This window comes from Mucilaginibacter gossypiicola (assembly GCF_900110105.1).
Lineage (GTDB): Bacteria > Bacteroidota > Bacteroidia > Sphingobacteriales > Sphingobacteriaceae > Mucilaginibacter > Mucilaginibacter gossypiicola.
Window position 1 is genome coordinate 80,784 of sequence record NZ_FOCL01000005.1, and the last position, 26,103, is coordinate 106,886.

Annotated in this window: 27 protein-coding genes, 1 pseudogene and 1 riboswitch; of the genes and pseudogenes, 16 read left to right on the forward strand and 12 right to left on the reverse strand. The window is 43.1% G+C overall.

The window, feature by feature from the left end:
- Positions 1-110 precede the first annotated feature (110 nt).
- A complete protein-coding gene (locus BMX50_RS18005) occupies positions 111-2,780 on the reverse strand; it encodes an alpha-L-rhamnosidase (protein WP_091211942.1) in 2,670 nt (889 codons plus the stop codon).
- A 554-nt stretch (positions 2,781-3,334) separates the two neighbouring features.
- Between BMX50_RS18005 and argH the strand changes: the two genes are divergently transcribed.
- From argH to BMX50_RS18030, 5 genes are all read left to right on the forward strand, one after another.
- Entirely contained in the window at positions 3,335-4,669 is a 1,335-nt protein-coding gene (gene argH / locus BMX50_RS18010) for an argininosuccinate lyase (RefSeq protein ID WP_091211943.1), read from the forward strand.
- A 142-nt stretch (positions 4,670-4,811) separates the two neighbouring features.
- Positions 4,812-5,018: a YwbE family protein gene (locus BMX50_RS18015; protein WP_091211944.1), complete on the forward strand. Its 207-nt coding sequence runs from the start codon at positions 4,812-4,814 to the stop codon at positions 5,016-5,018.
- A gap of 56 nt (positions 5,019-5,074) precedes the next feature.
- Positions 5,075-5,773 carry a DUF1345 domain-containing protein gene (locus BMX50_RS18020; RefSeq protein ID WP_091211945.1) on the forward strand — a complete coding sequence of 233 codons (699 nt, stop codon included), beginning with the start codon at positions 5,075-5,077 and terminating at the stop codon, positions 5,771-5,773.
- Positions 5,774-6,044: 271 nt separating this feature from the next.
- Entirely contained in the window at positions 6,045-7,679 is a 1,635-nt protein-coding gene (locus BMX50_RS18025; protein WP_091211946.1) for an amidase, read from the forward strand.
- A gap of 9 nt (positions 7,680-7,688) precedes the next feature.
- A complete protein-coding gene (locus BMX50_RS18030; protein ID WP_091211947.1) occupies positions 7,689-8,090 on the forward strand; it encodes a helix-turn-helix domain-containing protein in 402 nt (133 codons plus the stop codon).
- Between the two features lie 188 nt (positions 8,091-8,278).
- On the opposite strand, the gene BMX50_RS18035 is transcribed toward BMX50_RS18030, so the two are convergent.
- Positions 8,279-8,488: a hypothetical protein gene (locus tag BMX50_RS18035; RefSeq protein WP_091211948.1), complete on the reverse strand. Its 210-nt coding sequence runs from the start codon at positions 8,486-8,488 to the stop codon at positions 8,279-8,281.
- A gap of 101 nt (positions 8,489-8,589) precedes the next feature.
- On the opposite strand from BMX50_RS18035, the gene BMX50_RS18040 reads away from it, so the two are divergent.
- A complete protein-coding gene (locus BMX50_RS18040; RefSeq protein ID WP_091211949.1) occupies positions 8,590-9,339 on the forward strand; it encodes a YdcF family protein in 750 nt (249 codons plus the stop codon).
- On the opposite strand, the gene BMX50_RS34315 is transcribed toward BMX50_RS18040, so the two are convergent.
- Positions 9,340-9,567, reverse strand: coding sequence for a hypothetical protein (locus BMX50_RS34315; RefSeq protein ID WP_143065209.1), 228 nt, complete (start codon positions 9,565-9,567; stop codon positions 9,340-9,342). It lies immediately after the preceding gene.
- A 66-nt stretch (positions 9,568-9,633) separates the two neighbouring features.
- On the reverse strand, positions 9,634-10,638 hold the full coding sequence (locus BMX50_RS18050; protein WP_091211951.1) for a nucleoside hydrolase: 1,005 nt from the start codon (positions 10,636-10,638) through the stop codon (positions 9,634-9,636).
- Between the two features lie 126 nt (positions 10,639-10,764).
- Between BMX50_RS18050 and BMX50_RS18055 the strand changes: the two genes are divergently transcribed.
- Both BMX50_RS18055 and BMX50_RS18060 read left to right on the forward strand, forming a co-directional pair.
- Entirely contained in the window at positions 10,765-11,502 is a 738-nt protein-coding gene (locus tag BMX50_RS18055) for a proteasome-type protease (protein ID WP_091211952.1), read from the forward strand.
- Positions 11,503-11,506: 4 nt separating this feature from the next.
- Positions 11,507-12,355, forward strand: coding sequence for a transglutaminase-like domain-containing protein (locus tag BMX50_RS18060; RefSeq protein WP_091211953.1), 849 nt, complete (start codon positions 11,507-11,509; stop codon positions 12,353-12,355).
- Between the two features lie 180 nt (positions 12,356-12,535).
- On the opposite strand, the gene BMX50_RS18065 is transcribed toward BMX50_RS18060, so the two are convergent.
- Positions 12,536-12,937: a transmembrane 220 family protein gene (locus tag BMX50_RS18065; RefSeq protein ID WP_091211954.1), complete on the reverse strand. Its 402-nt coding sequence runs from the start codon at positions 12,935-12,937 to the stop codon at positions 12,536-12,538.
- A gap of 302 nt (positions 12,938-13,239) precedes the next feature.
- A riboswitch (SAM riboswitch) is annotated at positions 13,240-13,354 on the reverse strand.
- 479 nt (positions 13,355-13,833) lie between these two features.
- Between BMX50_RS18065 and BMX50_RS18070 the strand changes: the two genes are divergently transcribed.
- Both BMX50_RS18070 and BMX50_RS18075 read left to right on the forward strand, forming a co-directional pair.
- The gene (locus tag BMX50_RS18070; protein ID WP_091211955.1) at positions 13,834-14,595 is read left to right on the forward strand and encodes an SDR family oxidoreductase; all 762 of its coding nucleotides are present in this window, start codon (positions 13,834-13,836) and stop codon (positions 14,593-14,595) included.
- A gap of 183 nt (positions 14,596-14,778) precedes the next feature.
- Entirely contained in the window at positions 14,779-15,717 is a 939-nt protein-coding gene (locus tag BMX50_RS18075) for a DUF72 domain-containing protein (RefSeq protein ID WP_091211956.1), read from the forward strand.
- Here the strand turns inward: BMX50_RS18075 and BMX50_RS18080 are convergent.
- Positions 15,709-16,212: a hypothetical protein gene (locus BMX50_RS18080; protein WP_143065210.1), complete on the reverse strand. Its 504-nt coding sequence runs from the start codon at positions 16,210-16,212 to the stop codon at positions 15,709-15,711. The genes BMX50_RS18075 and BMX50_RS18080 overlap by 9 nt on opposite strands.
- Positions 16,213-16,515: 303 nt before the next feature.
- On the opposite strand from BMX50_RS18080, the gene BMX50_RS18090 reads away from it, so the two are divergent.
- Positions 16,516-17,484 (forward strand): glycoside hydrolase family 5 protein, encoded by a 969-nt coding sequence (locus tag BMX50_RS18090; RefSeq protein WP_091211959.1) that lies wholly within the window; start codon positions 16,516-16,518, stop codon positions 17,482-17,484.
- A gap of 150 nt (positions 17,485-17,634) precedes the next feature.
- On the opposite strand, the gene BMX50_RS18095 is transcribed toward BMX50_RS18090, so the two are convergent.
- Positions 17,635-19,215 carry a GDSL-type esterase/lipase family protein gene (locus tag BMX50_RS18095; RefSeq protein WP_091211960.1) on the reverse strand — a complete coding sequence of 527 codons (1,581 nt, stop codon included), beginning with the start codon at positions 19,213-19,215 and terminating at the stop codon, positions 17,635-17,637.
- Positions 19,216-19,400: 185 nt separating this feature from the next.
- On the opposite strand from BMX50_RS18095, the gene BMX50_RS18100 reads away from it, so the two are divergent.
- A complete protein-coding gene (locus tag BMX50_RS18100) occupies positions 19,401-19,868 on the forward strand; it encodes a hypothetical protein (RefSeq protein ID WP_091211961.1) in 468 nt (155 codons plus the stop codon).
- Positions 19,869-19,957: 89 nt separating this feature from the next.
- Positions 19,958-20,035, forward strand: a pseudogene (locus BMX50_RS35215) (DUF3072 domain-containing protein); the annotation flags it as partial.
- A gap of 7 nt (positions 20,036-20,042) precedes the next feature.
- Here the strand turns inward: BMX50_RS35215 and BMX50_RS18110 are convergent.
- The 4 genes from BMX50_RS18110 to BMX50_RS18125 form a co-directional block, all read right to left on the reverse strand.
- Positions 20,043-20,465: a BLUF domain-containing protein gene (locus BMX50_RS18110; RefSeq protein ID WP_091211962.1), complete on the reverse strand. Its 423-nt coding sequence runs from the start codon at positions 20,463-20,465 to the stop codon at positions 20,043-20,045.
- Between the two features lie 94 nt (positions 20,466-20,559).
- Positions 20,560-21,000 (reverse strand): BLUF domain-containing protein, encoded by a 441-nt coding sequence (locus tag BMX50_RS18115; protein WP_091211963.1) that lies wholly within the window; start codon positions 20,998-21,000, stop codon positions 20,560-20,562.
- A gap of 72 nt (positions 21,001-21,072) precedes the next feature.
- Positions 21,073-21,834, reverse strand: coding sequence for an MBL fold metallo-hydrolase (locus BMX50_RS18120; RefSeq protein ID WP_091211964.1), 762 nt, complete (start codon positions 21,832-21,834; stop codon positions 21,073-21,075).
- Positions 21,831-22,103 (reverse strand): hypothetical protein, encoded by a 273-nt coding sequence (locus BMX50_RS18125; protein ID WP_091211965.1) that lies wholly within the window; start codon positions 22,101-22,103, stop codon positions 21,831-21,833. The genes BMX50_RS18120 and BMX50_RS18125 overlap by 4 nt, the downstream gene beginning before the upstream one ends.
- A gap of 117 nt (positions 22,104-22,220) precedes the next feature.
- On the opposite strand from BMX50_RS18125, the gene BMX50_RS18130 reads away from it, so the two are divergent.
- The 3 genes from BMX50_RS18130 to BMX50_RS18140 all read left to right on the forward strand — a co-directional run bounded on the left by BMX50_RS18130 (position 22,221) and on the right by BMX50_RS18140 (position 25,093).
- Positions 22,221-23,285: a polysaccharide deacetylase family protein gene (locus BMX50_RS18130; RefSeq protein WP_091211966.1), complete on the forward strand. Its 1,065-nt coding sequence runs from the start codon at positions 22,221-22,223 to the stop codon at positions 23,283-23,285.
- A 142-nt stretch (positions 23,286-23,427) separates the two neighbouring features.
- Positions 23,428-24,540 (forward strand): ATP-binding protein, encoded by a 1,113-nt coding sequence (locus BMX50_RS18135; protein WP_244281034.1) that lies wholly within the window; start codon positions 23,428-23,430, stop codon positions 24,538-24,540.
- Between the two features lie 10 nt (positions 24,541-24,550).
- Positions 24,551-25,093, forward strand: a complete 543-nt coding sequence (locus BMX50_RS18140) for an AAA family ATPase (protein ID WP_091211968.1) — start codon at positions 24,551-24,553, stop codon at positions 25,091-25,093.
- Between the two features lie 283 nt (positions 25,094-25,376).
- Here BMX50_RS18140 and BMX50_RS18145 read toward each other — a convergent pair whose 3' ends face one another.
- Positions 25,377-26,054, reverse strand: a complete 678-nt coding sequence (locus BMX50_RS18145; protein WP_091211969.1) for an outer membrane lipoprotein periplasmic chaperone LolA1 — start codon at positions 26,052-26,054, stop codon at positions 25,377-25,379.
- Positions 26,055-26,103 lie beyond the last annotated feature (49 nt).

The following is a 26,103-nucleotide window of genomic DNA, read 5'->3' on the forward strand; positions in this document are numbered from 1 at the left end:
GACAAATTTATGTACAAAAACAGGCCGGGGTTGCCCCGGCCTGTCAGTAAATGGTCATTTGATATGCGCAGATATTAAAATATGAAAATACTATGGCATTTGCGGCGATATTATTTTACCTCGAACACATAGCTGCCCGAATTTAGTTTGTACAACGCAGGGTTGTTGACTGCCTTGCCAGCAAGATAAACTTTACCTGCCGGGAAGCTAACGGTAGCAGTTGAGTTTGCAGGTACGGTTACTGTATAAGTTACACCGTTACCGGTGCGTTGCCACGATGAAACAATTTTACCGTAAGGCCCTTTGTGAGTAGCACTAAACGCATTTAAACCCGGTACGAAATGCGGTTGCAACAGTACGTTTTTAAAGCCAGGATGTTCAGGATCGGGATGGATACCTGCAATGCCTTTATACAGCCACGCACCAATTTCGCCAAACATGATATGGTTGAGGGAAATATCAGATTTTGCATCTATCTGCCAGTTTTCATATAAGGTGGTAGCGCCATTCACCATCCACCAGCCCCACGATGGGAAGGTTTCCTGCGAGGCTATTTTGTAAGCTACATCCGGGTACCCGTTATCGCTTAGGGCGCTTAAGATGGCCTTGGCGCCCAATATACCTACATCCAGATGGAAATTATCGGCTTCAACACGTTTGGCCAGGTTGGCTGCAACTTTACTTTTTATGTTTTCGGGCACAACACCCCAGTAAAGCGGTACGCTTAGTTCTGTTTGCAGGCCTTTGCCGTAAATGCCGGTTGTAGTATCTAAATATTTAGCATTAATGGCATTTTTGATTTTGTTGGCCAATGCCGAATATTTTGTATAGTCGGCCTGTTTACCTAATATTTTAGCTGCCTTTGCCAATATGCTGGCATCGGTATAGTAATAAACAGACGAGGTAAGTTCAACCGGTGAAACTGATTTTACAGGTACCCAATCGCCCAGGCCCCAGGTGGTAAGGCCGGTTGGGTAAAGCTCATCAATATGGTTTACATATTTTTCAATCGCATTATAACTGTCGGCCAGTAGTTTGCTATCGCCATAAAACAAATAAATGTTATACGGAATAATGGCGATGGTACTGGTCCAGTCAGGGCCGTTACCCCATTCGTAGCCCCAGCCACCAGTCGGGATAATAGATGGCAGTACGCCGTTAGGCTGCTGCTCATCGCGATGATCGGCCAGCCATTTTTCGTACACAGTTATTCCATCGAAGTTATATAAGCCTGTTTCGCTGGCGATGTGGGCGTCGCCTGTCCAGCCGTTCTTTTCGCGTTGCGGACAGTCGGTAGGGTAGCCGAAAAGGTTGCTCAGGTAGCTGTTGTTGGTGGCAGCCCAGATTTGGTTAATGGTTTGGTTCGATGCTTTTACTGTACCAATAGGCTCCACATCGCTGTGCATAAAAAATGCCTTGATGTTTTCTTTGCCAATCTGAATTGGTTTGCTGCTGCTTACCTCTATATATTGAAACCCTTTGTAGTTAAAACGAGGAGAGAAAGTTTCCTCGCCTTTGCCTCCTAAAATAAAAATATCGGTCTGAAAAGGGTCTTTGTCATCGGTAGGGCGATAATGCAGATCGATGTTTGATTGATCAACGTGTCCGTTTTTGTTCAATCTTTCTGCATGTTTCAGGCGGATCACCGTACCTGAATCACCTTTAACCGTAATTTGGCTTACGCCCGAAATATTTCGGCCCATATCAAATACCCAAACACCGCTATCAAGCTTGGTAACACTTTTGGTGCTGATGGTATCAACCGCGCGGATAGGTTGCATGGCCTGTGATACGATATTCATGGATGGTGCCGAGCGGTTAATAACCGGTTTCCATTTGCTGTCGTCAAAATTAGCGGTATTCCAACCCGGTTGTTCCAGCCTGCCGTCGTAATGTTCGGCAGTATAAATGCTGTTGAAAACGATAGGGCTGAGCGAAGTTTTCCAATCTGTACCAGACTTTATCGTTTCAACCGTACCATCGGTATAAGTGATCCGCAAATCCATGCAAAATGCCGGGCGACCGCGCCATGGCGCCTGGTGGAAGAACCATACAGCCGTACTCTGATGATTATACCAACCGTTGCCTAACAATACACCAACGGCATTTTTGCCGTTTTGCAACTGAGCGGTAACGTCATAAGAAACGTAAAGCGTACGCCTGTCGAACCGGGTATACATTGGATCAAGCCGATGATTCCCGATCTTTTTACCGTTAAGGTAGAGCTCATACAAACCCGCAACCGCGATATAAGCCCTTGCCGAGCGGATAGACTTAGCTACCTTAAATGTATTGCGGAAATAGGGCGCTGGGTTTACTGCTATTCCTTTATTATCGCTGATCCATGAGCCTTCCCAGTTTTGCATCCCCATCATGCCGGTTTCAAAGCTGTTTATAGCTGACGGGGCAAGCTTTTTACCTGCCTGATCCCAAAGCTGAACCTTCCAGTAATATTTAGTAAAAGGTTTTAGTTGCTGGCCACTATAAATAACAAGGTTATTTGATGAAGCAATTTTGGATGTAGCCCATGCGTTGCTTTTGCCTGCTGAAATGGCAGCCGAATCGGTGCCTACATAAAGCTGATAGGCACTCTGGGCTGCACCCTGAGCTTTATCATTCATGAGCCAGGTTAAACGGGGATGCGCATTGTCGATACCTATCGGGTTTACAAGATATTCGGATTTAAGACCGGCAGCCCCCGGAGTTTGGGCTTGTGATATCGAAAAAGAGCAGCATAATAAGGCAATGCTAAGCAATGGCTTACATAAAGGGTGTTTCATGTGGTTAAGATAGCGGTTTATACAATATTGGCCAAAGCCTATGATAAGTTGTCACAATTAACAATGTTAAACGGATGGATTGAGATTGCCATCCTGAACTGTCTGAACCGGGATACTGACCGTTGATTTTTTTGATTACGTTGATTTCGCCTGTTTTTTGTCTGAACCCGAATTCATGGAATTAAGGAATTAACAGAATGCTGAGCAAATTCAATAAATTCATTTAATTTCTTCGCACATTCAAGCGTCCACGCTTGAATGATTTAGGAAGAGAGCGTCCACGCTCCTGCAAAATAAGTGTGGACACTTACCATTTAGTTGGTTCAAGCGTGGGACGCTTGAACCAACGTTGAGAAATTCACAAATCTTCACTTATAAAATTCACGCCGCCGCTCGGCTCCAGCCGAGTGGCAACTATCCTACGGCCTCTGGCCGACGTATATAGAAGAGGCCAGAGGCCTGGAAATAATGACCACTCGGCTGGAGCCGAGCGGTAGCGATATTAAATAATACTCAACAATGCACATAAATTCACAAATTTATACCTTTGCACCATGAGCAAGCTATGGCAAAAAACTACCAACGTTAACGAACTGGTTGAAAACTTTACTGTTGGTCGCGACCGCGAATTTGATGAGCAAATGGCGGCGTTTGATGTTTTAGGATCGTTGGCCCACACCCGCATGCTGCAAAGCGTAGGGCTGATGGACGACACTGATCTGGGGCTTGTTCAGCGTGAGTTGAAACATATTTATGCCGATATCGCTAAAGGCGGTTTCAAAATTGATGAACATGTTGAAGACGTGCACTCGCAGGTTGAGTTGTTATTAACCCAACGCATAGGTGATGCCGGCAAAAAGATCCACAGTGGCCGCTCCCGTAACGACCAGGTTTTGGTTGACCTGAAACTATTTTTCCGCAGCCAGTTACAGGAAGTTGTTGAAAGCACCGAGACCCTGTTTCGCCTGCTTATCGAATTGAGTGATAAACACAAAGATGTTTTATTGCCGGGTTATACACACCTACAAGTAGCCATGCCGTCATCATTCGGCCTGTGGTTTGGCGCTTATGCCGAAAGCCTGGTTGACGATCTTGAACTGGTTTTGGCTGCTTACCGTATTACCAATAAAAACCCGTTGGGTTCGGCTGCTGGTTATGGATCGTCGTTTCCGCTTAACCGTACCTTAACTACGCAGCTTTTAGGTTTCGATAACCTGAATTACAATGTTGTTTACGCACAAATGGGCCGCGGTAAAACCGAGCGCATCATAGCGCAGGCTATATCAACCATTGCGGCTACACTGGCTAAAATGGCTATGGACCAAACCCTGTACCTGAGCCAGAATTTCTCGTTTGTGAGCTACCCGGATGCCCTGACTACCGGCAGCAGCATCATGCCGCATAAAAAGAACCCTGATGTTTGGGAAATTATGCGCGGCAAATGTAATCGTCTGCAAGCGCTGCCTACCGATGTGGCTATGATGACTACTAATCTGCCATCGGGGTACCATCGCGAACTACAGCTATTAAAAGAATTATTGTTCCCTGCCTTTGCCGACCTGAAACACTGCCTGCAAATGGCAACTTTCATGCTGCAAAACATCACCGTAAAAACGGATATTTTGGATGACGCCAAATACGCTTATCTGTTTAGTGTTGAGGAAGTGAACCGTTTAACATTGAGCGGTACGCCATTCCGTGATGCTTATAAGCAGGTTGGTTTGGCTATTGAAGCGGGTGATTTTAACCCCGATAAAACGGTAAATCATACCCATGAGGGTAGCATCGGCAATTTGGGTAACGAGCAGATCTCGGCCTCTTTCAATAAGCTGGTCAATAATTTTGACTTCGGAAAAGTAGAACAGGCAATAAAAGGGTTGGTTGAATAGTAAGGATAAAACTACGTCATTTCGAGGAACGAAGCAATCGCGAACTATACAGAGCAGCTCAGCAAATCAGGGATTGCTTCGTACCTCGCAATGACGTATGGAAAAATCAGCGCAATCAACGTAATCAAACAAATCAACGGTCATGAACGGACAAAACAGAAGCGATATATACCCCGGCCTTGAGGTTGACATCATATTAAAAAAGGATCAGCGTACCGGTACGCTAACCCGCGGTTTTGTAAAACGCCTGCTCACCAGTGCAGCTTACCATTCGCGCGGAATAAAAGTGCAACTGGACGACGGGCAGGTAGGCCGTGTGGCCTGGATTGTTGAGGAAGACGATTTTTAGTATCTTCATTTATTCTACATCAAACATTATCATATTTATGGTGTAGCTTAAATTGTATGCCTCAAAAAACCAAAGCAAAAACCAAAGTCTTTTTTAGTCTTGATGCCCATCACCGCCTCCTGATCTCATTAGGAGCTGCAACAATAACTTTATTTTTCGCGTGGGCACATTTTTCGGCGCCAACAGTTGCTTTGGTAACCTGGATAGCGTTCGGTTTATGCATCATTATTATGGATTGGATTATTATCCTTACGGCTAATCCCGCCGAGATCCGAAAAATTGCCAGCATCGAAGACTCGAGCCGTACCCTGATATTCTTGTTTGTGATCGTATCCTCAATGGCGAGCCTGCTGGCAATAGTGTTCTTGCTTATATCTACTAAAAATCAGTCGGACGAGGTAGTGACAGCCCGGGTTTTACTGGCTATGGGCTCGGTAATTATTTCCTGGTGGCTGGTGCATACCATTTTTACCTTGCGTTATGCGCACATGTATTACGCTACTGATCCTGATGATGATAAAAGAATAAAACCATTAGGTGGCCTTGACTTTCCGGGCGACTTAAAAGAGCCGGATTATCTTGATTTTGTTTATTTCTCATTCGTTATCGGCATGACTTTCCAGGTATCCGATGTCGAGATCTCTGCCCGGTCTATCCGTCGCCTGGCCTGGTTGCACGGTTTAATTTCTTTTGCTTTTAATACCGCTATTGTGGCGTTGAGTATTAATGTGATATCAGGTATGATATCTAAATGAGAAAAACGTTATCCCAAAGTTTTTGACAAAACTGGCCTGTGTCTGAGCCTTTGGAAGACTCGTGCGTAAAGGCCTACCCACCATGCGTTCGACAAACTCAGCATGACGGCGTGGAGATGTCATTTCATCTTCAGAATTAGCTGGATTTAAATACTCCGCATAACATCCCTCCGATTATTTGTGCATTGTAACATTTAACTATCTGCACCTGCTACGCCTTTCAAAGTAGTTAAATATTTTGTTACTTGTAGTGCCTTTTATTTAAACAATTATGCACAGAAGAAATTTCCTCAAAACAGGTTCACTGGCGGGTTTAACCATCTCTACTTTAGTTGCGGCTTCATGCAACCAGCCATCGGCCGAAAATAAAGCAGATGATACCGTTGCTTCAGAAAACAGCAAGGACGACATATTTGAACTGAGTGAAATAACGATAACCGATCTGCAACAAAAAATGCAGAGCAAACAGTTTACTTCAAGGCTGATTACCGAACTGTACCTGAAGCGTATTGACCAGATAGATAAAAAAGGCATTATGCTCAACGCTGTGATCGAGCTTAATAAAGATGCCCTGAACATGGCAGATGCAATGGATAGGGAACGGGAAAAAGGCAAAGTCCGTGGTGCGTTGCATGGCATACCTGTGCTTATCAAGGATAATATCAATACCGGCGACAACATGCATACCACAGCCGGTTCATTAGCATTAGCGGATAATTTTGCCAAGCAAGATGCTTTTATAGTACATAAGCTTCGTGAAGCCGGGGCGGTGATATTGGGCAAGACCAATTTAAGCGAGTGGGCAAACTTTCGCTCAACACATTCAACCAGCGCATGGAGCAGCAGGGGAGGGCAAACTAAAAATCCCTATATTTTAGACAGGAACCCCAGTGGTTCAAGTGCCGGCACGGGAACGGCCGTTGCGGCCAATCTTTGTGTTATAGGTATCGGCACTGAAACTAATGGCTCTATAGTTTCGCCGGCATCGGTAAACGGGTTGGTCGGCATAAAACCGACTGTGGGTTTATGGAGCCGGTCGGGCATTATTCCTATTTCAAAAACACAGGATACGGCAGGTCCTATGACGCGCACGGTTAAGGATGCTGCCATATTGCTTGGCGCACTTACCGGGATTGATACACTTGACCTGGCAACGCTTGGTAGCAAGGGCAAAGTGGAGGCTGATTACACTAAATTTTTAGATGTAAACGGTTTACAAGGCAAACGTCTGGGCGTTGAAAAGTCGGCCCTTAACGATAACCCAGCAGTTGTGGCCTTATTGCAGGACGCTATCAAAACATTGAAAAGCAAAGGTGCCGAGGTGGTGGAGATAGAATTGAACAAAGAGCTGAAAACCATCAACAATAATGAGTTTACAGTGCTGCTTTATGAATTTAAAGATGGCCTTAACCAATACTTTGTTAATGCCAACAGCAAAATAAAAACGCTGACCGATGTGATTGCCTTTAACAAGCAAAACGAGGCCAAGGCTATGCCGTTTTTTAAGCAGGAAACGCTTGAGCTGGCCCAAGCCAAGGGAGATTTGAACAGTAAAGAATATCTTGACGCGGTTAAACAAACCAATGCCGGCACCCGCAAGGTTATTGATGATATGCTGGCCAAATATAAGCTGGACGCGATTATAGGCACTACCAATGGGCCTGCAGTGTGCATAGACCTGGTAAATGGCGATTATGATAATGGCTTCGGCTTTTCAGGACCGGCTGCCATGGCCGGGTACCCGCACATTACGGTACCTATGGGGCTGGCGCATGGCTTGCCGGTTGGCTTATCATTTTTTAGTACAGCTTACAAAGAGGGGGAGATTATTAAATTAGGGTATGCTTATGAACAGGCATCCAAAAAGCGGGTTACGCCGCTGTTTAAGCCCGATCTGTTTGCTTAATTTTGCTTTATGGAAGCAACGCTTACCGTTCCGAAAAAGATACTGGCCAGGCAGCATGAAATTACTGCCAATTACTTAAAGGCCATTGACAAACACCTCGATGATGTGCTGAACAACCGCGTATTGGATATGTACGAAATCCGTGATTTTGCCGATGCAATGCATATCCATCCCACACATTTAAGCAATACCATCAAGCTCACTACCGGCAAGCACCCTTGTTTCTTTTTTGAAGAAAAAATCATGGAAATTGCCAAAGCTATGCTTCAGGAAAACAGGGTAACTGTAGCCGAAATAGCAGGCAGGCTCACCTTCGATCCCTCAAACTTTACTAAATTCTTTAAGCGTTTTGAAGGGTTAACTCCCAAACAATATAGGGAGCAATGGCTGATTACTAAGCTTGATTCTTAAATAAATTCTCCATGTCATTGCGAGGAGCTGCATAGGGAAAGCATGGGGTGGCGACGTGGCAATCTCGTAGCCATGCCTGTAAGATATGCAAAGCTGCAGAGCGTAGCTACGAGATTGCCACGCTTCGCTCAATAACATGCTTTATTATTAATCATTATGCTGAGTATAAAAATATAGAGCGGTACGTATTACCGCCTGCTGTTATCCCTTAAATTTTGGGTGCGTACGGCAATTTGCTCTAAAGTAAGTTCGCCGTATTTTTTTGCGCGATCTGCCCATTCAGGGGCGTTGTCAACAAGGTTATCGATAATCGATTTACCGTCGGGTCCTTTTTTGGTTACGTAATTAATTCCGTAAGCAACTGCAGCACCTATAGCAAGAGTTTTGATAAAGCCCATCTTAATTTTTTTATGTTATATATGACAATGATAATGCCAGTTTGTTACCCGGTTTACTAAAAGCTTCTATATTTGAAGTACTTAAACATTATAATCACAATATGTTTTTTATATTTTCAAAAGTACTTTCATTTTTAATGAACCTGCTTTTATGGGTGTTCGCTTTTTTACTGATAGCTCTTTTTTCAAAGAACGTAAAACGTAAACGAAAATTTTTGCTTACGAGTATTATTGTGCTTTATATCTTCTCTAATTCGCTGTTACTTAACTTGGTTAGCTGGTGCTGGGATATCAGGGAAACTACCATGCCCGCTGGTAAAAAGTATACCTGTGCCATAGTATTGGGTGGTTTTAGTTCGGACGATGGGAATGGCGGCGGTTTCTTTAACTCTGCTGCCGATAGGTTTATACAGGGAGTTAGGTTACAGAAAACAGGCCAGGCTCGTTATCTTCTTGTATCGGGAGGCAACGGGCTTTTGATGCCTTCGGGTTTTAGAGAGGCTGATTGGGTTAGAGAACAGTACAGGGAAATGCAGGTGCCGGATAGTTGTGTACTGAGCGAATCAAAATCACGCAATACCATTGAAAATGCCGCATTTTCAAAAGAACTATTGAAGCAACATAAACTTAAGGGGCCTTATCTGTTGGTTACATCGGCATTCCACATGCGCCGTTCACTAATGATATTTAAAAAGCAGGGGATTGACGTGGTTGCATATCCATGTAATTTTACCAGCCGCAGGTTCGCTGTTTCTTTCGACGATTTTCTTCCCAATGCCGGCGCTTTGGCGGGCTGGAGTACATATATTAAGGAAGCAATCGGCTACGTAGTAACCCGATACTTCAAATGATCAGCCTTGTTTAAGATGCCTCGTTCCGGGGCCGATATCGGCGTCGCGGTGGTTGTGCTTATTCCAGTTGGCTATATCAACCAAGCCGGGCGGCGTTTGATAATGATCAGCATTGGCACTGCATCTTACAATAAATTTACCTTTAGCCTGTGCAATAACAGGCCTGCTGCCGCAGATGATGCAAGGCTCACAAAAAATGGAAACCTGGATTTTAATTGGTTTATTCATGATGAAACTAAGATGGCATCAATCGGCTGGAAATTCAATACCAAGTAGTTGGTATTTTAGTGGTACTTACTTCATTGCTTTTTTAATGGGCTGGTGCATCATGAGTTGTTCAATATCTTTTGCAATAGCATCAGGTTTCATGGCAAATTGGAGGTATAAAAATTTCTCGCCCGGTATTACTACGTCGGTGCCGTCGTCCTTTATTTCCATGTTGAGTTTACGATAAGTAAAATAAGGTTTTGCCCCTCTGATAGCTGTTAATACTGCAGTTTCGTCCCAGCTGTTGCGGCCAACAGTATTTTTGTCTTTTTCGAGTGCAATCTGAAACGCATCTTTTATCGGACTGTTTTGTATCGAATAATTGTTGGTCAGCTTGATTCCTGTCAGGATTTTTTCGCCTATTTCAAAGCCGCTGAGTGTTATAGGCGTAGGCCAGTTCTTAAATACTTCCTGTGCCGAGGCTGCATCTACATTTACATTGTATTCGCTGAAGGTTTTGCCGTCAGCACCAATTCCTGTTGCCATGGATACCAGGTTTTTTACCTTTTGTTTCACCAGTTGTTCGCCGGTTAAGCGGCTGTATTTATCGGCTCCCGAATGTAACAGACCGGCCAGGTTGGTGAAAAATCCAACCGAAATAATGGTCACGCTGGCATCGGCCTGGCTTGCGAGGATCTTACGGTAAAGGGCTACTGCCTCAACTGCCTGGCTATTTGATTTGATTTTGTGCGGATATCCGGCAATAATAGCTTGTGCCCATCGTTGTGAACAGTCCTTATTGGGCTTATCTTTTTTTACAATACCTATGGGAATCTCAGGTCTGCCAAAATAAGTGTTGATTACGCTGATGGTTGGCGCGGTGGTTTCAAATGCATTGCATGATATGGTTGCCAGTATTTTGGCTTCACCCTTATCGGCGAAGGCGTGCAATAATGCCATGGCACCAACATCGTCATAGTCGCCGGCGATATCTGTATCAAAAATAACAGGAATAGGGCTGTGTTTTTGCGCCTGGGCAAAGTTTAGGGTTAAAAACAACAGCAAAGTGGGGAGCGCTGATTTGAAACTCATTTGATGTAATAAAAAAATGATTAGGTCTTAAAAAGATGTATAGGTAAATAAGTGGTTGTGTCAATAAATCTCGCATTATTTAATTACTTTGGCAAGTATTAATTTATAACGAAATACGCTAATCAGATGACTTATTGCCTTGGAATTAAAGTTAAGGAGGGTTTATTGGCTATTGCCGATACCCGCATAACTTCGGGAACGGATACCACTGTAAAAAAGAAGATCACGATTGAACAGAAGGATCATTTTTCGCTGTTTATCATGACCAGTGGTTTGCGGTCGGTACGTGATAAGGCGGTAATATATTTTAACGAATTGCTGGAAACAGCCGAGTTCAATAAAATGTACAAAGCTGTGAATGCATTTGGTGAGCAGGTGAAGCGCGCTGCCCAGGAAGATAAGGAATCTCTTGACGCTTCGGGCTTAAGGTTTGATTTGAATACCATTATAGGCGGGCAATTGCGTGATGATGATGAGCATAAACTTTTTTTGCTTTATCCCGAAGGAAACTGGGTTGAGTTAGGGCAGGGGGCACCATATGTGGTTATAGGTAATTCGGGCCACGGTAAAGCTATCCTTAACAGGATCCTCGATGAAAATTCAAGCTTAAAACTGGCATTAAAAACAGGTTTTCTTTCGTTCGACTCAACACGGGTAAGTTCAAATAATGTTGATTTTCCGATAGATGTTGCTGTTTATAAAAGGGATAGTTTTAATATAGTTGAGCAGCGTTATAACAAACAAGATCTGGAATATATCTCAACCCAATGGGCCGAAGAACTGAAACTGGCACTTGACCATATTTCAGAAGACTGGATGGATGCCACATTTAATAAATTGGAAGAAATAAAAACAGAAAGCTGATAGTATGAAATTCGATGTGTTTTCCCAAATGGAATATGTAGTACGGTCGCCGGGCACATTGATTTTAAATATACATGCATTACGGAGCCCAAACCAAACTGTAATAAGCGAAGAGTTTGGTTTACAACCCTATATCAAGTTTGAAGAATTGCAAACCCTGCAGGGCGAAAACCGTTTGGTGCGTTTTGATGTAAGTGCTGATACCCCCAACGTTAAAGTTACCTACAAAGCTACCATTGACAATTGCTATGAGATAACAGATTTTGGTCATTTGCAGGAAACCCACGTTTCTGAATTGCCTTCGCCGGTGCTGCCTTATCTTAACCCGAGCCGCTATTGTCAGTCGGATAAGTTATACCGCCTTGCGCATAACATGTTCGGGCATATTACTAACCCTTTTGAACAGGTAGTTGAATTAACTAACTGGATCAATAAAAATGTACAATATTTAAGCGGTTCAACCAATTCGCAAACATCGGCTTTTGATACGGTGACAGAGCAGGCCGGCGTTTGCCGTGATTTTGCTCACCTGGGTATAGCCCTTTGCAGGGCCTTGACCATACCCGCCCGCTATTTTACAGGTTATGCCTACCATCTTAAGCCCGCCGATTTTCATGCCTGTTTTGAGGCCTATCTGGGGGGCAAATGGATCCTTTTTGATGCAACACGCCTTGTGCCTTTAAATGGCCTTATCAAAATTGCTACAGGGCATGACGCTGCCGACTCGGCCATTGCCAATATTTTTGGCGATGTTACCTTTACAACCATGCAGGTAAGTTGTGAACTTGCTGAAGATAGCTTTGAGCCGTTTTATTATGGTGATGGAGAGTTTAAGGGATTGTCGTATTTGTAGAGCAGCCGAATAAAAGCGAAATCAATAAAATCTGACAAGTTTTTGGAGAAATAATATCTATAAATCGTCATTGCGAGGAACGAAGCAATCGCGAACTATACAAAGCGGCTTTGCTTCCGTGCGATTGCTTCGTTCCTCGCAATGACGGTGGTTTACAAACTTCTTATAATTCATATCTACTTACTTTTTCCCTTTCTTAACCGGTGCTTTTTTATTTTGCTTTACACCATAAACCCAATTAGCTGCAAGCACAGCCACGCAAATCAGTAAGCCAAAAAACTCGCGTACTTCTTCAACCCAGGGCTTTTCGGCTTTCATGGTTTGTACAAGGCTTTCTGCGTGGTGGTATTCAAACCAGTCGATAAGGCCGTTGTTGTCAAATATTTTGTAAATGGCGTAACCTGTAAAAACGGCAATGCCAACTGCGTAACCAATAGGGTAAAATTCTTTTTTAGCAGCCAGATAGCAAAACCAGGCGCAATACAGGTAAATGGGCATCCAAAGGTATGGGTCGGGATCGTTATATTGTAAACCCGCAAAAATGATAAAAAGTACAACCCATACAATGTTGAAGATTTTCATAAGTAAAAAGCAATTGCAATAATTTACACTGGTTTTGGCGCTTAAATGCAGGTTAAGCAATGCTAAATATAGGGATTTAGTTTGCACTTTTTAAAGAGCGAAAAATAGTTTTTGTGCAGCTTGATTTCAGCAAAAGCAGATTCAGGAAATATGAGATGAAGAACTATTTGGAAAATTTGATGTCGCGGGCAGATTCGAACTGCCGTTTAGGGTATTGCGGACCCCCACCTATCCTCTCGGTCACGCGACTTAAAAGCTATAGAAAAAAATCACTTAATCAGATCGTTTGTGGGGTGTAGATATAATTATCTCTCTCCCGTTTTGCACAGGAGCAGGAATTAGCACCTTTTACATTATGCGGATGTACAGGTTGCTAAGACGTCTTTGGGCCTTTCCCTCAGTCTTTCTTGATAAGTTATATAAAGAACGCTTTGTCGTTGTTGACAGTGCAAATGTAAAAATAAATTATATAATTCCTATAGTTTAAGTAGTTTAATTTGATTTTTATTTGTTTGTGGTTGATTTTTAGGGAGATAAATTTATGATTGTGGTGTTGCGTCTCTTTTTGAGAGAGGATAGCCCATGAAAATACAATGGCTGAAATGATATGTCGTATAGTTGACTCACCCGGTCTGCGCTTCGCCGGACCACCCTCTCTTCGCCTTCGACGGAAAGAGGGAAGGATAAATAAAAGAATAGAATACCCTCTTTATGCGCAGCATAGAGAGGGGTGACGAGCGCAGCGATGTCGGGGTGAGTCGATACACCAGTTGTTTTTACCGTTGATCCTCGAATAAAAAAACTGAAACGGTCACCATTTAATCTGAAGTAGTCACCATAATTTTAGCGCCGAACTATCGCACCTTTGTATTGTTAAAACATTTAAAAACAACACAATGGGAACAAATAAAATAGCACTTATAACCGGCGGCAGCCGTGGATTAGGTAAAAACGCCGCCCTGCACCTTGCTAAAAAAGGAATCGACGTGATAGTTACTTACCGCAGTAAAAAAGAAGAAGCAGAAGCTGTTGTTGCAGAAATAGAATCGATGGGCCAAAAGGCCGCTGCTTTACAGTTGGATACCGGTATCGTATCTACATTTGATACTTTCATCACAACGTTAAAAGCAACCCTCAACGAAAAATGGGGCCGGGATACCTTTGATTTCCTGATCAATAATGCTGGTATTGATGCTGCTTCGCCATTTGCACAAACTACTGAAGAGGATTTTGATAACCTGTTTAACGTGCATTTTAAAGGCGTTTACTTTTTAACGCAGAAGAGTTTACCTGTAATTGCTGATGGTGGCCGGATCATTAATTTTTCGACCGGGCTGGCCCGTTTTTCAACTCCGGGATATGCCGCTTATGCGTCAATGAAAGGAGCTATTGAGGTATTCACCAAGTATCTTGCAAAAGAATTGGGTAGCCGCGGTATAGCCGCAAACGTTGTAGCCCCGGGTATTATTCAAACCGACTTTACTAAAGCTGCATTCGACTCGCATCCGGGTTTGGAAGAAAGGATGTCGCAATTTACCGCTTTAGGTAGGGTAGGCCAACCGGATGATATAGGCGGTGTGGTAGCATTTTTATGCACGGAGGATGCCCGCTGGATCAACGCTCAGCGTATTGAAGCCTCGGGTGGGATGTTCTTGTAGTTGGTGAATGGTTGTGTTTTTAGGTGAGTGGTTGATTGAGTTGATTAAGTGAGTGGTTGTCTTAACTCTTATTAGCTTTTTCAACTATTCACCTAATAAACCATTAGACAGCATTCCAACTACTCACCCAATCAACCATTCACTAATCCAACCAAATCACTATCTTTCCTGCAAAAAAGGAATATGGAATTTGGTAGAGTTACAGATGAAGAGTTAGCAAGGGTTGATTTTACCTTGCCGGCCGATCCGCAGATAACTGTTGATACCCTTGCCGCCGCAAAAAGCGATATGCCCCTGCAGGTGCATGTTGGCTGCGCTAAGTGGGGGCGCAAGGAATGGGTTGGTAAGATCTATCCGCCAAAAACTAAAGACGCTAATTTTTTGGATGAATACGTTAAGCATTTTGATTGTATTGAGCTTAATGCTACTTTTTATAATGTTTACGGCCCTGATACCGTTGCTAAATGGAAGGCTAAGGCCGATAGTAATCCCGGTTTTAAATTTTGTCCTAAGTTTTCGCAAAGCATCAGCCATATTCGCCGGTTAAAAAATGCGGAGGATATTACTACTGCCTATTATGAAGGTGTCCTGGCTTTTGGCGATAAGCTTGGCCCCTTGTTTTTACAGCTAAGCGATAATTATACACCAAAAAGTTTCCCGGAGCTTAAGGCCTATCTTGAACAATTGCCAAAAGATATCCCGGTATTTGTTGAACTGCGCCATAAAGATTGGTTTGCTGTTGCCGAAAACCGCGACAGGGTATTTAATCTTTTCCGTGAATTAAACATTGGCTCTATCATAACTGATGCCAGCGGTCGCCGGGATGTGGTGCATATGGCTTTACCTACGCCACACGCTTTTATCCGTTTTGTAGGCAACAGCCTGCACCCAACAGATTATGCCCGTGTTGATGAATGGGTAGATCGAATCAAAAACTGGAAAGATCAAGGCTTAAAATCGGTATGGTTTTTTATGCACCAGCACGATGAACGTTATTCGCCCGAACTGGCCGATTATGTGGTTGAAGAATTAAACAAGGCGTTGGGCACGCAATTAATGCGCCCTCAATTTATCCAAAGAGACGATAATAAGCCAACAGCCCAAACCTCGCTATTATTGTAAAGGTTCGGTAGTAGCCGGTGGGATTTTTAAGGCAGGATTAAAGTTTGGGATCAGCTGCTGCACCTTATCGGCAGTTGAATTATTCATATCCAGGAACGACCAGCTTTTGCCACCATCTCCACTAACTGCCAGCAGGTTACTATGCATTGCCATACGGCCTTTGGTACTTGTCATAATAATAGTTTCGGGCAGCAGGCAGTGGGTTTCTTTTCCTGCTTTATAAAATTTACCCGGGGTACCTACCGTAATACTTTCAAAACTGATGCCTGCAGCTTTCATTTGCTGCATGGCCGCGCTTATCATGGCTGTCATTTTTTCTTTGCCACCGGCCATTTGTACAGCTTTGGGATAGGTGTAATTAACTATACTTTTATAATCGCCTTTAGTCATGCTTTGCGCCATTAGGGTTGCCTGCTGTTTTACAACGGCTGGGTTTTGGGCATGTAAAGCCAGTGGCGATAATATGATGATCAGGAGCCTGAATGCGTTTTTCATAGGATGTTTTTATTTTTTTGAGGATTTCATCGGCAAGCTGATCGGTGCCATTAACTTTGCCGTTGTATTTAAGTCCCAATATCTGATTTACAAAATTAAAAACATCAACATTTTTAAAAGAAGGTATTGGTTTTACTTTTTCACGCTGAAACAATAATGCGCGAGTGTACATAAAATGCATTACCTGAATAATAACCGTTGATAAACTTTGGCCGTTTTTACCATTATCTAATCAGATTTTTACATGTTGCTATAAAACCAATGACGTAGCTATAAATTGCTTGCCGTTTAATTTAATAACAGATGAAGGTCCTTATAGCGCTTTTATTATTGGTTGCATTTAGTTATTCTGTATCAGCCCAAACGCCTGTAACTCAAAACGGTAAGTTGAAGGTTGAAAACGGTGTACTCGTGAACGAACATGGCTCCGCTCCCCGGTTGCGGGGGATTAGCCTTTCGTGGTCGCTTTGGCAGGGACGTAAATATTATAACCCCGGTGTGGTAAGCTGGCTGACTGATGATTTTAAAGCCTCGATTATTCGTGCATCGATGGGCGTGCAGCCCGATAGCGGTTACCTGCAACAGCCCGAACAGCAAAAAGAACTAATTGTTAAGGTGGTTGATCAGGCTATCAGGAGCGGGATTTATGTATTGATAGACTGGCACGATCATCATTCAAACCAGCATGTTAGCCAGTCGAAAGAGTTTTTTGGGCAAATGGCTAAAAAGTATGCCGGCGTGCCTAATGTGATCTACGAAGTCTGGAATGAACCCGAAAAAACTGATTGGAAAACGATAAAAGATTATGCGCTGCAGATAATCCCCGAAATCCGGAAATATGATAAGGATAATATCATTGTAGTGGGGAGTCCTCACTGGGACCAGGATGTAGACATTGCCGCTGCCGACCAGATAAAGGACTACAACAACATAGCCTATTCTTTCCATTTTTATGCCAGCGACCCATATCACCAGGAAGCATTACGTGCAAAAGCTGATAAAGCCATAGCATTAAAGCTACCATTGATCATTACAGAGTGGGGAGTAGGGGAAGCCAATGGCGACGGTAAGTTTAACCTTCAGAAAACCCAAACCTGGCTCAAATGGATGGAAGACAATAAGCTAAGCTGGACTAACTGGAACGTAACCGATAAACACGAAACCACCGCCCTGCTGCAACACAATGCCCCGGTTTATGGTGGCTGGACAGAAGCTAACCTAACCCCCGCAGGGATCTTTATCAGGAATGTGTTGAGGGAGGTGAATAAGTAGGCGCTTGAGTACCTTATAAACTATGTCATTGCGAGGAGCGAGAAATGGGCATGAGCCTGGGCGCGACGTGGCAATCGCACGCTATACAGAGTGGCCTGGCCTCCGTGCGATTGCTTCGTCGTTCCTCCTCGCAATGACATATTTTTTATTTTACTTCCTCTTCAATGCCTCCGCAATCCCTTTTTCCACCAATGGCCCCATGATCCTGTACCCTTCAACAGTTGGGTGTACACCATCGGCGGCAAGGTTTTTCGGCAAACCTTTTCGCTCATCGGCCATGGCGCTGTGGTAATCTACATAAACCATTTTATTGGCATCGGCAAAAGCTTTGATCATGGCATTAAGCTGGATCACTTTCTGGGCAGGCTCCATACCGGGACGCCATGGGAAAGCGTAAGCAGGCAATACCGAACATAGCACCACCTTAATATTGGCGGCTTTAGCCAGCAAGGCCATTGATTGAATATTACCAAAGATATCTTCAATAGCTATAGGGCCATTATTTTGAGCAATATCATTAACCCCAGCCAGGATCACTACTGCACCCGGTTTCAGATCGATCACATCTTCGCGGAAACGTACTAGCATTTGGGTAGTGGTTTGCCCGCTGATACCGCGGTCGTAATATGGCTTACCGCTCCAAAACGTTGAATCCCTGTTAAGCCAGAAATCGGTAATGGAATCGCCCATGTAAACTACACTCTTAGGGTTCGGGGCCGACGCTTTTATTTTATCGTTATCAGCCTTGAAACGGCCCATATTTGCCCAGTCTTTATGGAACGAATCTTCCCATTGCTTATGGTAAGCCTCCCATTGCTCTGTCCTTTCTTTAGCCGATTTTAATTGGGGATCAACGGGCTTCAATAGGCCTTTTAATTCCAGCCAGTCATTAAAACGCTCAATCCAGTTGTCGGTTGGGAGATTTTGCTTGCGCATCCCGAAACCATGACCACCTTTTGCGTACATATGCAGTTCGGCACTATGCTTTGATGTAAGCCATTTGTTATAAAGCTCCACGCTATGCGGTGCAAGGCCAAGCTGATCATCTGTAGCAGCGGCAATGAACATTGGAGGCGCATCATCTGGTACCTTTGAAAGTAGTTCGGGCGGTACATATGCATAAACAGGTGCGTCAAAATCAGGTTTGTTAGCGGCGGTATAGTTAAACGCGGCTGCACCGGCCAGGGTGCCACCTGCCGAAAAGCCCATGATCCCGATGCGCTGCGGGGAAAGATGGTATTCTGTAGCATGTTCACGTACATAAGCCAGTGCCGCGCGTGCGTCGGCAACGGCCAGCGGAATGATGGGCCCTATCTGTTTCGGAAAGTCTTTCTGGCTCATTTTGCCCATCAGTTCTTTTACCGGGTCGTTGGTTAAACTATGTGCCAGCCGGTATTTCAATACAAAGCAGGTAACACCTTGTTTATTGAGCCATTTGGCTACATCATAACCTTCGCTGTTAATAGATAGCGTATGGAAACCGCCACCCGGACAAATAACTACCGCAGTGCCGGTGTTAATTGCCGAATCGGGTAGGAAAACGCTGAGGGAAGGGTGGGTAACGTTGTAAACAACTTTGGTGTTAAAAGCATTGTTGTCACTTTCGCCTTCTGTCCAGGTCCAGTTTTCGGAACCCGGGGCTGCGCCGGGATACAGCTGAATAACTTTTTGCTGGGCTTGTACGCCAAATGCTGATAATAGGAGTAAGGTGCCTATCAGTTTTAATTTCATGGGAGGTTAATTCAGGTTAATGTTGATGTACAAAAATAACAGCATAAAGCTAATAAACAAGATGCCTAAACGTTTTAGCAAAGATAAATCCTGCTTTAAACACAGTAGCTGTAACCTCGCTGTAAAATATCTGTTATAAGGTTTAACGACAGATATTTTCGCTATCTTAAACATTCCTGATTTATATGACTGCGGCTTTTATCCATATCAAGAATCTGCTCCGGATTTTGCCGTTGTTTGTTTTGCTTGGGGCATGCGCCAAACAAAAAAAGATCTTTCAAAGCGATTGTAATGTTTCCAAAGACTATCAGAAGGTTTCTTTTACCGAGCTCATTAATCATATTGAAAAATACGATAAGCAGTACGTGGAGGTGAGCGGCAAATACAAAGAGGGGAACGAGCAGTCGGCGCTTTTTAATGACAGTCTTTTCTCAAATCATGATCTGCATAATGCCATATGGGTTGATTTTAGCCAGGATTGTCCGCTTTATCTGCCGGGTACGCATATTGGTTTGTTCACTTATAACGATGGTCAGTTTACCCAAATGAATAAGCGTAAAGTAACTATCAGGGGAGTGGTTGATGCCAGTGATAAAGGACATTTAAAGCAGTATAAGGGTACTATTGACAGGGTGAGTTTTATTGAATTGTAATCCCTATGCTCTTACAAATCGGATGAAGGAGGGATCATTAATCAAAATAAAGCAAAAGACTCGGATACGTAAAAAGCCTCTATGAACAGACAATTGGAGATGAGCCTATAACCAGCGCACAGCATTCTTATCTTAAAACACTATCGGGCCGGTCGTGGCTTAGATAATTGAATTTTAAAATGATAATGACAGCCTGTTGGTTTCGGCAAAAGTTTTGAGCATAACAATAGTAGCGTGGTTATTGTCGCCAATGAAATTTTTGGCCGAAGGATTTAAATAGCCTTCTATTAATTCCAGTACATCTGCATTTACCGATGCAAAAGTCATAGACCATTTAGGGAAGATTCTTTCTTCAACACTTCCGGTTATCATCAGGATAATGTTGCGATGGCGAAAATCGAGTTCAATAGCTTTGTAGATGGTGTAAAGATCTTCTTTTTCGCCCTCAAGCGCTTGTATAAAGGTACCTTCACTGTAAAGGAGCATGCCTGTAACATTGTACTTTGCGTTTTTTATTCGCGCTGTTTGTAGCAGATCCAATAATTCAGCATCGCTCATTAATTTTTTTGCGGTGCTTACATAAACAAGATATTCCATGAAATTAGGGTCAATTACACGGTTAATATACGGAGATTTATATACAAAAACGGATATATGAGTTTATGCATAAAATCGTTTGCCACTTGAATAATTAATTAAACAGCGTAAGGGCCGGCGTCGAAAGCCTGTTACTATCGGCAAACGTTTTAATCATGGTAACTGTGGGGTGATTGATAGTATCATTGGTGAAAGTCATGTTTGCCGGGTTTGAATAACCTTCTATCATTTCAAGTACATCTGCGTTTACTGATGCGAAAGACATAGACCATTTAGAAAAAATCCGCTCATTAAGCATTCCGGTTAACATCACAATGATATTGCGATGCCTTTTATCAGCTTGAATGTAATTGTAAACTCTTTGCAAATCTTCTTTTTCGCCTTCAAGTACCTGCATGAAAGTGCCTTCGCCATAAAGAAGCATTCCGGTAATATTGTTTTCGGTGTTTTTTAACCTTGCTGATTGCAGCAAATCCAATAGTTCATCATCGCTCATCAACTTTTTAGCGGTGCTGATAAATACAAGATACTCCATATAGAAATAAAATTAGGGGCTATTTTATTTTCGTAACTACGAAGAAAAAGAAGCGACGGATTTATAACAACATTAAATTGTTAATTTCAGGCCGTCATAAGCCAGTTCGATACCAGGAGGTAACTCTTTAGATACGTCTGCATGTTTGCCCAACCTGTGGCTTATATGCGTGAAGTAAGTGGTTTCGGCCCCAATATCGTTGGCAAAAGCAATAGCCTCTTCAAGCGTAAAGTGGGAGATATGGGTTTCTTTTTGCAGGGCGTTTATCACTAATTTTCTGGTGCCTTTTATCTTTTCCTTTTCGGCATCCGGGATTGTTTTCGCGTCGGTGATATACGTAAAATCCTTAACCCTGAAACCTTTTATAGGCAGCCTGTAATGAAAAACCTCTATAGGGGTAAGTTTAACATTCCCAATATTAAAAGGATCAAATCCAATGGTATGCATATTTACCTGGGGAACACCCGGGTATCCTGTACCATCAAAAATGTAAGGAAATTCACGCGCCAGCGCTTTTTGTACCCTTTCATCTGCATAAATATCCATAGGTACGTTTTGCTTGTAGTTAAACGCACGGATATCGTCCATCCCGGCAACATGATCTTTATGCTCGTGGGTGAAAACTATAGCATCCAAATGTTGCACATTGGCGCGGAGCATCTGATACCTGAAATCGGGCCCCGAATCAATGGCAATGACCTTATCTTCAGATTCAATTAAAATTGAACTGCGCAGGCGCTTGTCATGCTTATCTGTTGAGAGGCAAACCTCGCAGTTACACGCAATAACAGGTACCCCCTGCGACGTTCCGGTTCCTAAAAATGTTATGGTCACAGCTGCAGTTTGGTTTGTTTAATTTCCTGCAAAAATGCAATCTGTTTATCATCAAGCAGCTTGTAATCTACCTCAAGTTCGCGCAATAGCTCAACCAGGGCAAGGATCTTGCTTTCCAGGTTGGAGAAACGGTTCACCACGATCATTTTACTGTTAAGCAGCAGGCAGGCACCGGTTTTAAAGTTGCCCTTTTCATAACGCACCTTGTAACCGGCCGTTTTTAGCAGCATTTCCAGTTTCTCGAGCGTATGGTTAGTTGCGGGAAGCATTAATTTCAAAAGTAGTAAAAATGGGTGTATTTGCAGGGCTTAAATTGGCATTTGCATGTCACATTTGGTAATTAAATTTCTATTTTTAACTACCTTTTATATCCTAAAATTATCCGGATGAAGAACTTACTGCTTACCGTTGCCGGTATTGTTTTCGGCATTACCGTTTGTGCCCAGCAAACCAAAACCTATGCCGAAAAACTTGGCTGGCCAAAAGGTGCACGTGTAATTATCCTGCATGTTGATGATGCCGGCATGTCGCACGAATCAAACGAGGGGGTGGAGAAAGCTATTGGCGATGGTGTAGCCACATCAACCAGTGTGATGATGCCCTGTCCCTGGGTACCCGATTTTAAACATTATATGGATCAACATCCGGGCATTGATGCCGGGTTGCATTTAACCCTCACCTCCGAATGGCAAAATTACCGCTGGGGTCCGCTGGCCGGCAAAGCTACGGTTCCGGGGCTGGTGGATAAAGAGGGTGCGTTCTGGCCGGGAGTGGTCGCCGTTTATTTCCATGCTACTGCCGATGAGATTGATAAGGAAATCCGAGCCCAGCTTGACCGTGCCTTAACCATGGGCTTTACGCCAACACATCTCGACTCACATATGGGAACACTGTTTGCAAAACCCGCTTTCCTCGAAAAATATATTAACCTGGGTATCGAAAAGAAGATTCCCGTAATGCTGCCCGGTGGAGAAGACTTGTTTTATCGGGCCGAAGCAAAAAATGCAACAATAGCACAGCTTAAAAAAGACGGTAAATACACCGAAGGCATGACTATCCCCGAACCGGCAGAACTGAACAAAGTGAGGGAACTTGGCGAACTGGTGTGGAAAGGTGGTTTGCCTGTATTGGATGATCTTGATAACTCGAGCTATGACTGGGTAATGCCTGATATTGAAAAAGCTACCGATAAAGAATTGCAAAAATGGTATACCGACCACTATATCGAAAATTTTGATCGCTTTTCGCCCGGGTTAACTATGGTGCTGATGCACTGCACGCAGCCATCGCCGCAGTTTAAAAATATATGTAATGAAGGCCAGAAGCGAAAAGGCGACCTGCTGGCTATGACCGATCCGCGGCTGAAAGCCTATCTTAAACAAAAGGGCTTTATTTTAACTACATGGAAAGAGGTGATGGAACGGCGGGTTAAAGCGGGAAATGTAGAGTAAAATCTAAATATCTTTGAATTACTCAATACATTGAGTAATTTTACTCAGTGTATTGAGTAAAATTAATTTTATGTATGAAAGGTCTTATCTCCAATCCTTTATAAAAAGAATTAAGGAACCCCGCCGCTTTATTCAGGTAATAATGGGCCCCCGGCAGGTAGGGAAAACTACACTTGTCGGGCAGTTATTGAAAAAAACGGATGTGCCATATGTTTTTGAGTCTGCAGATGCTATCTCAGCCTCTAACTCAGTTTGGGTTGATCAACTGTGGGAAAGCGTACGGGTAAAAATGGATCAGCAAGATGCAAAGGAATTTTTGCTGATTATAGACGAAATTCAAAAGATAAGTAACTGGAGCGAAATTGTTAAGCGTTTATGGGATAAGGATACGCGTGATGACAGGAATCTTAAGGTCATATTATTAGGCTCATCACGGTTGTTATTGCAGCAAGGGCTTACCGAATCGCTTGCAGGGCGTTTTGAAAGTACCTATATCAGCCATTGGTCGTTTACCGAGATGCGCGATGCCTTTGGGTGGAATGCAGATCAGTTTGCCTGGTTTGGTGGCTATCCTGGATCAGCCTCATTAATTGGTGATGAAGAGCGCTGGAAGAATTATATTAATAATTCATTAATTGAAACCAGCATATCTAAAGATATTTTGATGCTTACTAGGGTTGATAAACCTGCATTAATGAAAAGGCTGTTCGAATTAGGTTGTCTTTATTCCGGCCAGATACTTTCGTACACAAAACTTCAGGGCCAACTATTAGATGCGGGAAATACCACCACCTTGTCTCATTATTTAACATTGTTGGATACAGCGGGCTTGTTGGGAGGGATTGAAAAATATGCTGCCGATATTATCCGCAAGCGCTCATCGAGCCCCAAATTCCAGGTACACAATACTGCGCTGATCAGCGCTCAAAGCAACGAGATGTTTAATGAAATTGTTGCCAGCCCTGCAAATTGGGGACGTATTGTTGAATCATCGGTTGGCGCTCATTTAATTAACTTTGCCTTAACTGAGGGGTTTAAAGTATATTATTGGCGAAGCGGAAATGATGAAGTTGATTTTGTTCTGGAACGCCGGGGTAAAGTTATTGCGCTTGAGGTGAAGAGTAATAATGATAAGGAAACAACGGGGATGAAAGAGTTTCAAAAACAGTTTAATCCCAATAAGATATTGCTGATCGGAAAGCAAGGTTTAAGCTGGCAGGAATTTCTGTCAATTAATCCTGCCGAACTATTTTAACAATCTATTTATGCATATCAACATCTTCGGTGCTTCAGGCTCGGGAGTAACCACGCTCGGGAAGGCTTTAAGTGAAAAGCTTAGCTATCCATATTTCGACAGCGATCATTATTTCTGGTTTCCTTCCGATCCTCCTTTTACTGAGCGGAGACCTCCTGAAGAAAGAAATACTTTAATCAACAAAGAAATGGCCGGTAATGAGAATTGGATCCTTGGCGGTTCCGTTATTAACTGGAATAATAACTGGCAGTTTGACCTGTCGGTATTTTTATATATTCCACAAGAACTAAGGCTTCAACGCCTAAGGGACAGGGAACATCAACGTTATGGTGACATTATCTATATAGATAAAGAGCGAAACCGGCTTTATAATGAGTTTATTGATTGGGCGCGGGGCTATGATGAGCTTATTACCAACAGCCGGAGTTTGCATTCGCACAAAAACTGGATGAATAATCTTAAAACGCCTTTGTTGATTATTGAAGGGGATACTGCTGTTGAGGAAAGGGTGGAGGTTGTTTTAGGGAAGATTAATGGATTGAAACTCCAATAAAAACTTCGAACAGTAAAGGCAAAAAAATGTCATTGCGAGGTACGAAGCAATCGCACGGAAGCAAATCAGCCCTGTATAGTATGCGATTGCCACGTCGCGCCCAGGCTCATTCCTTCGCTTCGCTCCTCGCAATGACATGATTTCATTAGGTGTTAAAGCTTTATCCAATTATAATGTTTTTATCTTTTTACTTGTAGCAAATAAGCCGGGCACGGCTTTAATTAAAAAAGCGGGAGGTTTACCTCCCGCTTTAAAATATCTCAAATCTCACATCTAAAAAAGCCTACCTCAAATCTACCAATTCAACACCGGGGTGGCCTTTGGCATCCCAGGCAAAAGTAGCGTCGGGTGCAGGTACATTGGGCGTAAAGGTACGTACAGTATAAGTATACCTGTTGCCGTTTTTATCAAACAATAAAGCGCTGTAGAGTTGTTTTTTTACTTTATCGATAGTAAGCTTCACCTTAAAAATGGCTTTTTTATCATCTTCGGGTGTAAGCTCTATGTTTTGATAAACTTTGCCTGCTATCTTTTGTTCGCCGGTGTATAGGTATTTAAAACCTTTTTCATACATAGTGAAGATCTGGGCCGGGTTGTTTAATCCATCGCCGCTTTTGTCGGCGTCGCTTACCTGTACTTCTTTATCTTTTTTAAGGTATGTCCACTGGTTTTTACCGTCGCTCAGTATCTCTTTGTCTACTTCGGGTTTTGCGGCTGCGCTATAAAGCGTAACCCGGTATTTACCGGTTTTTGCCCTCGATATCAATGTGCCGGTTTGTGTTTCTTTAATATTGGCCTGTTGGTTGTTAAGGCTAAAGGTAAAGTCGGTTTTAATGACGTCGTATGAACGGTATTTTTGGCTTACCTCATTTAAAATAGCTTTTGCCTGGCTGTCTTTTTGTGCAAAAGCGGTGCTGTACGTACTTATTGCTAAAATGGTATATGCTATGATCTTTTTCATTCAGTTTTATTCAACAACAACTATTGTCATTAATAGTTATCGGATTAGA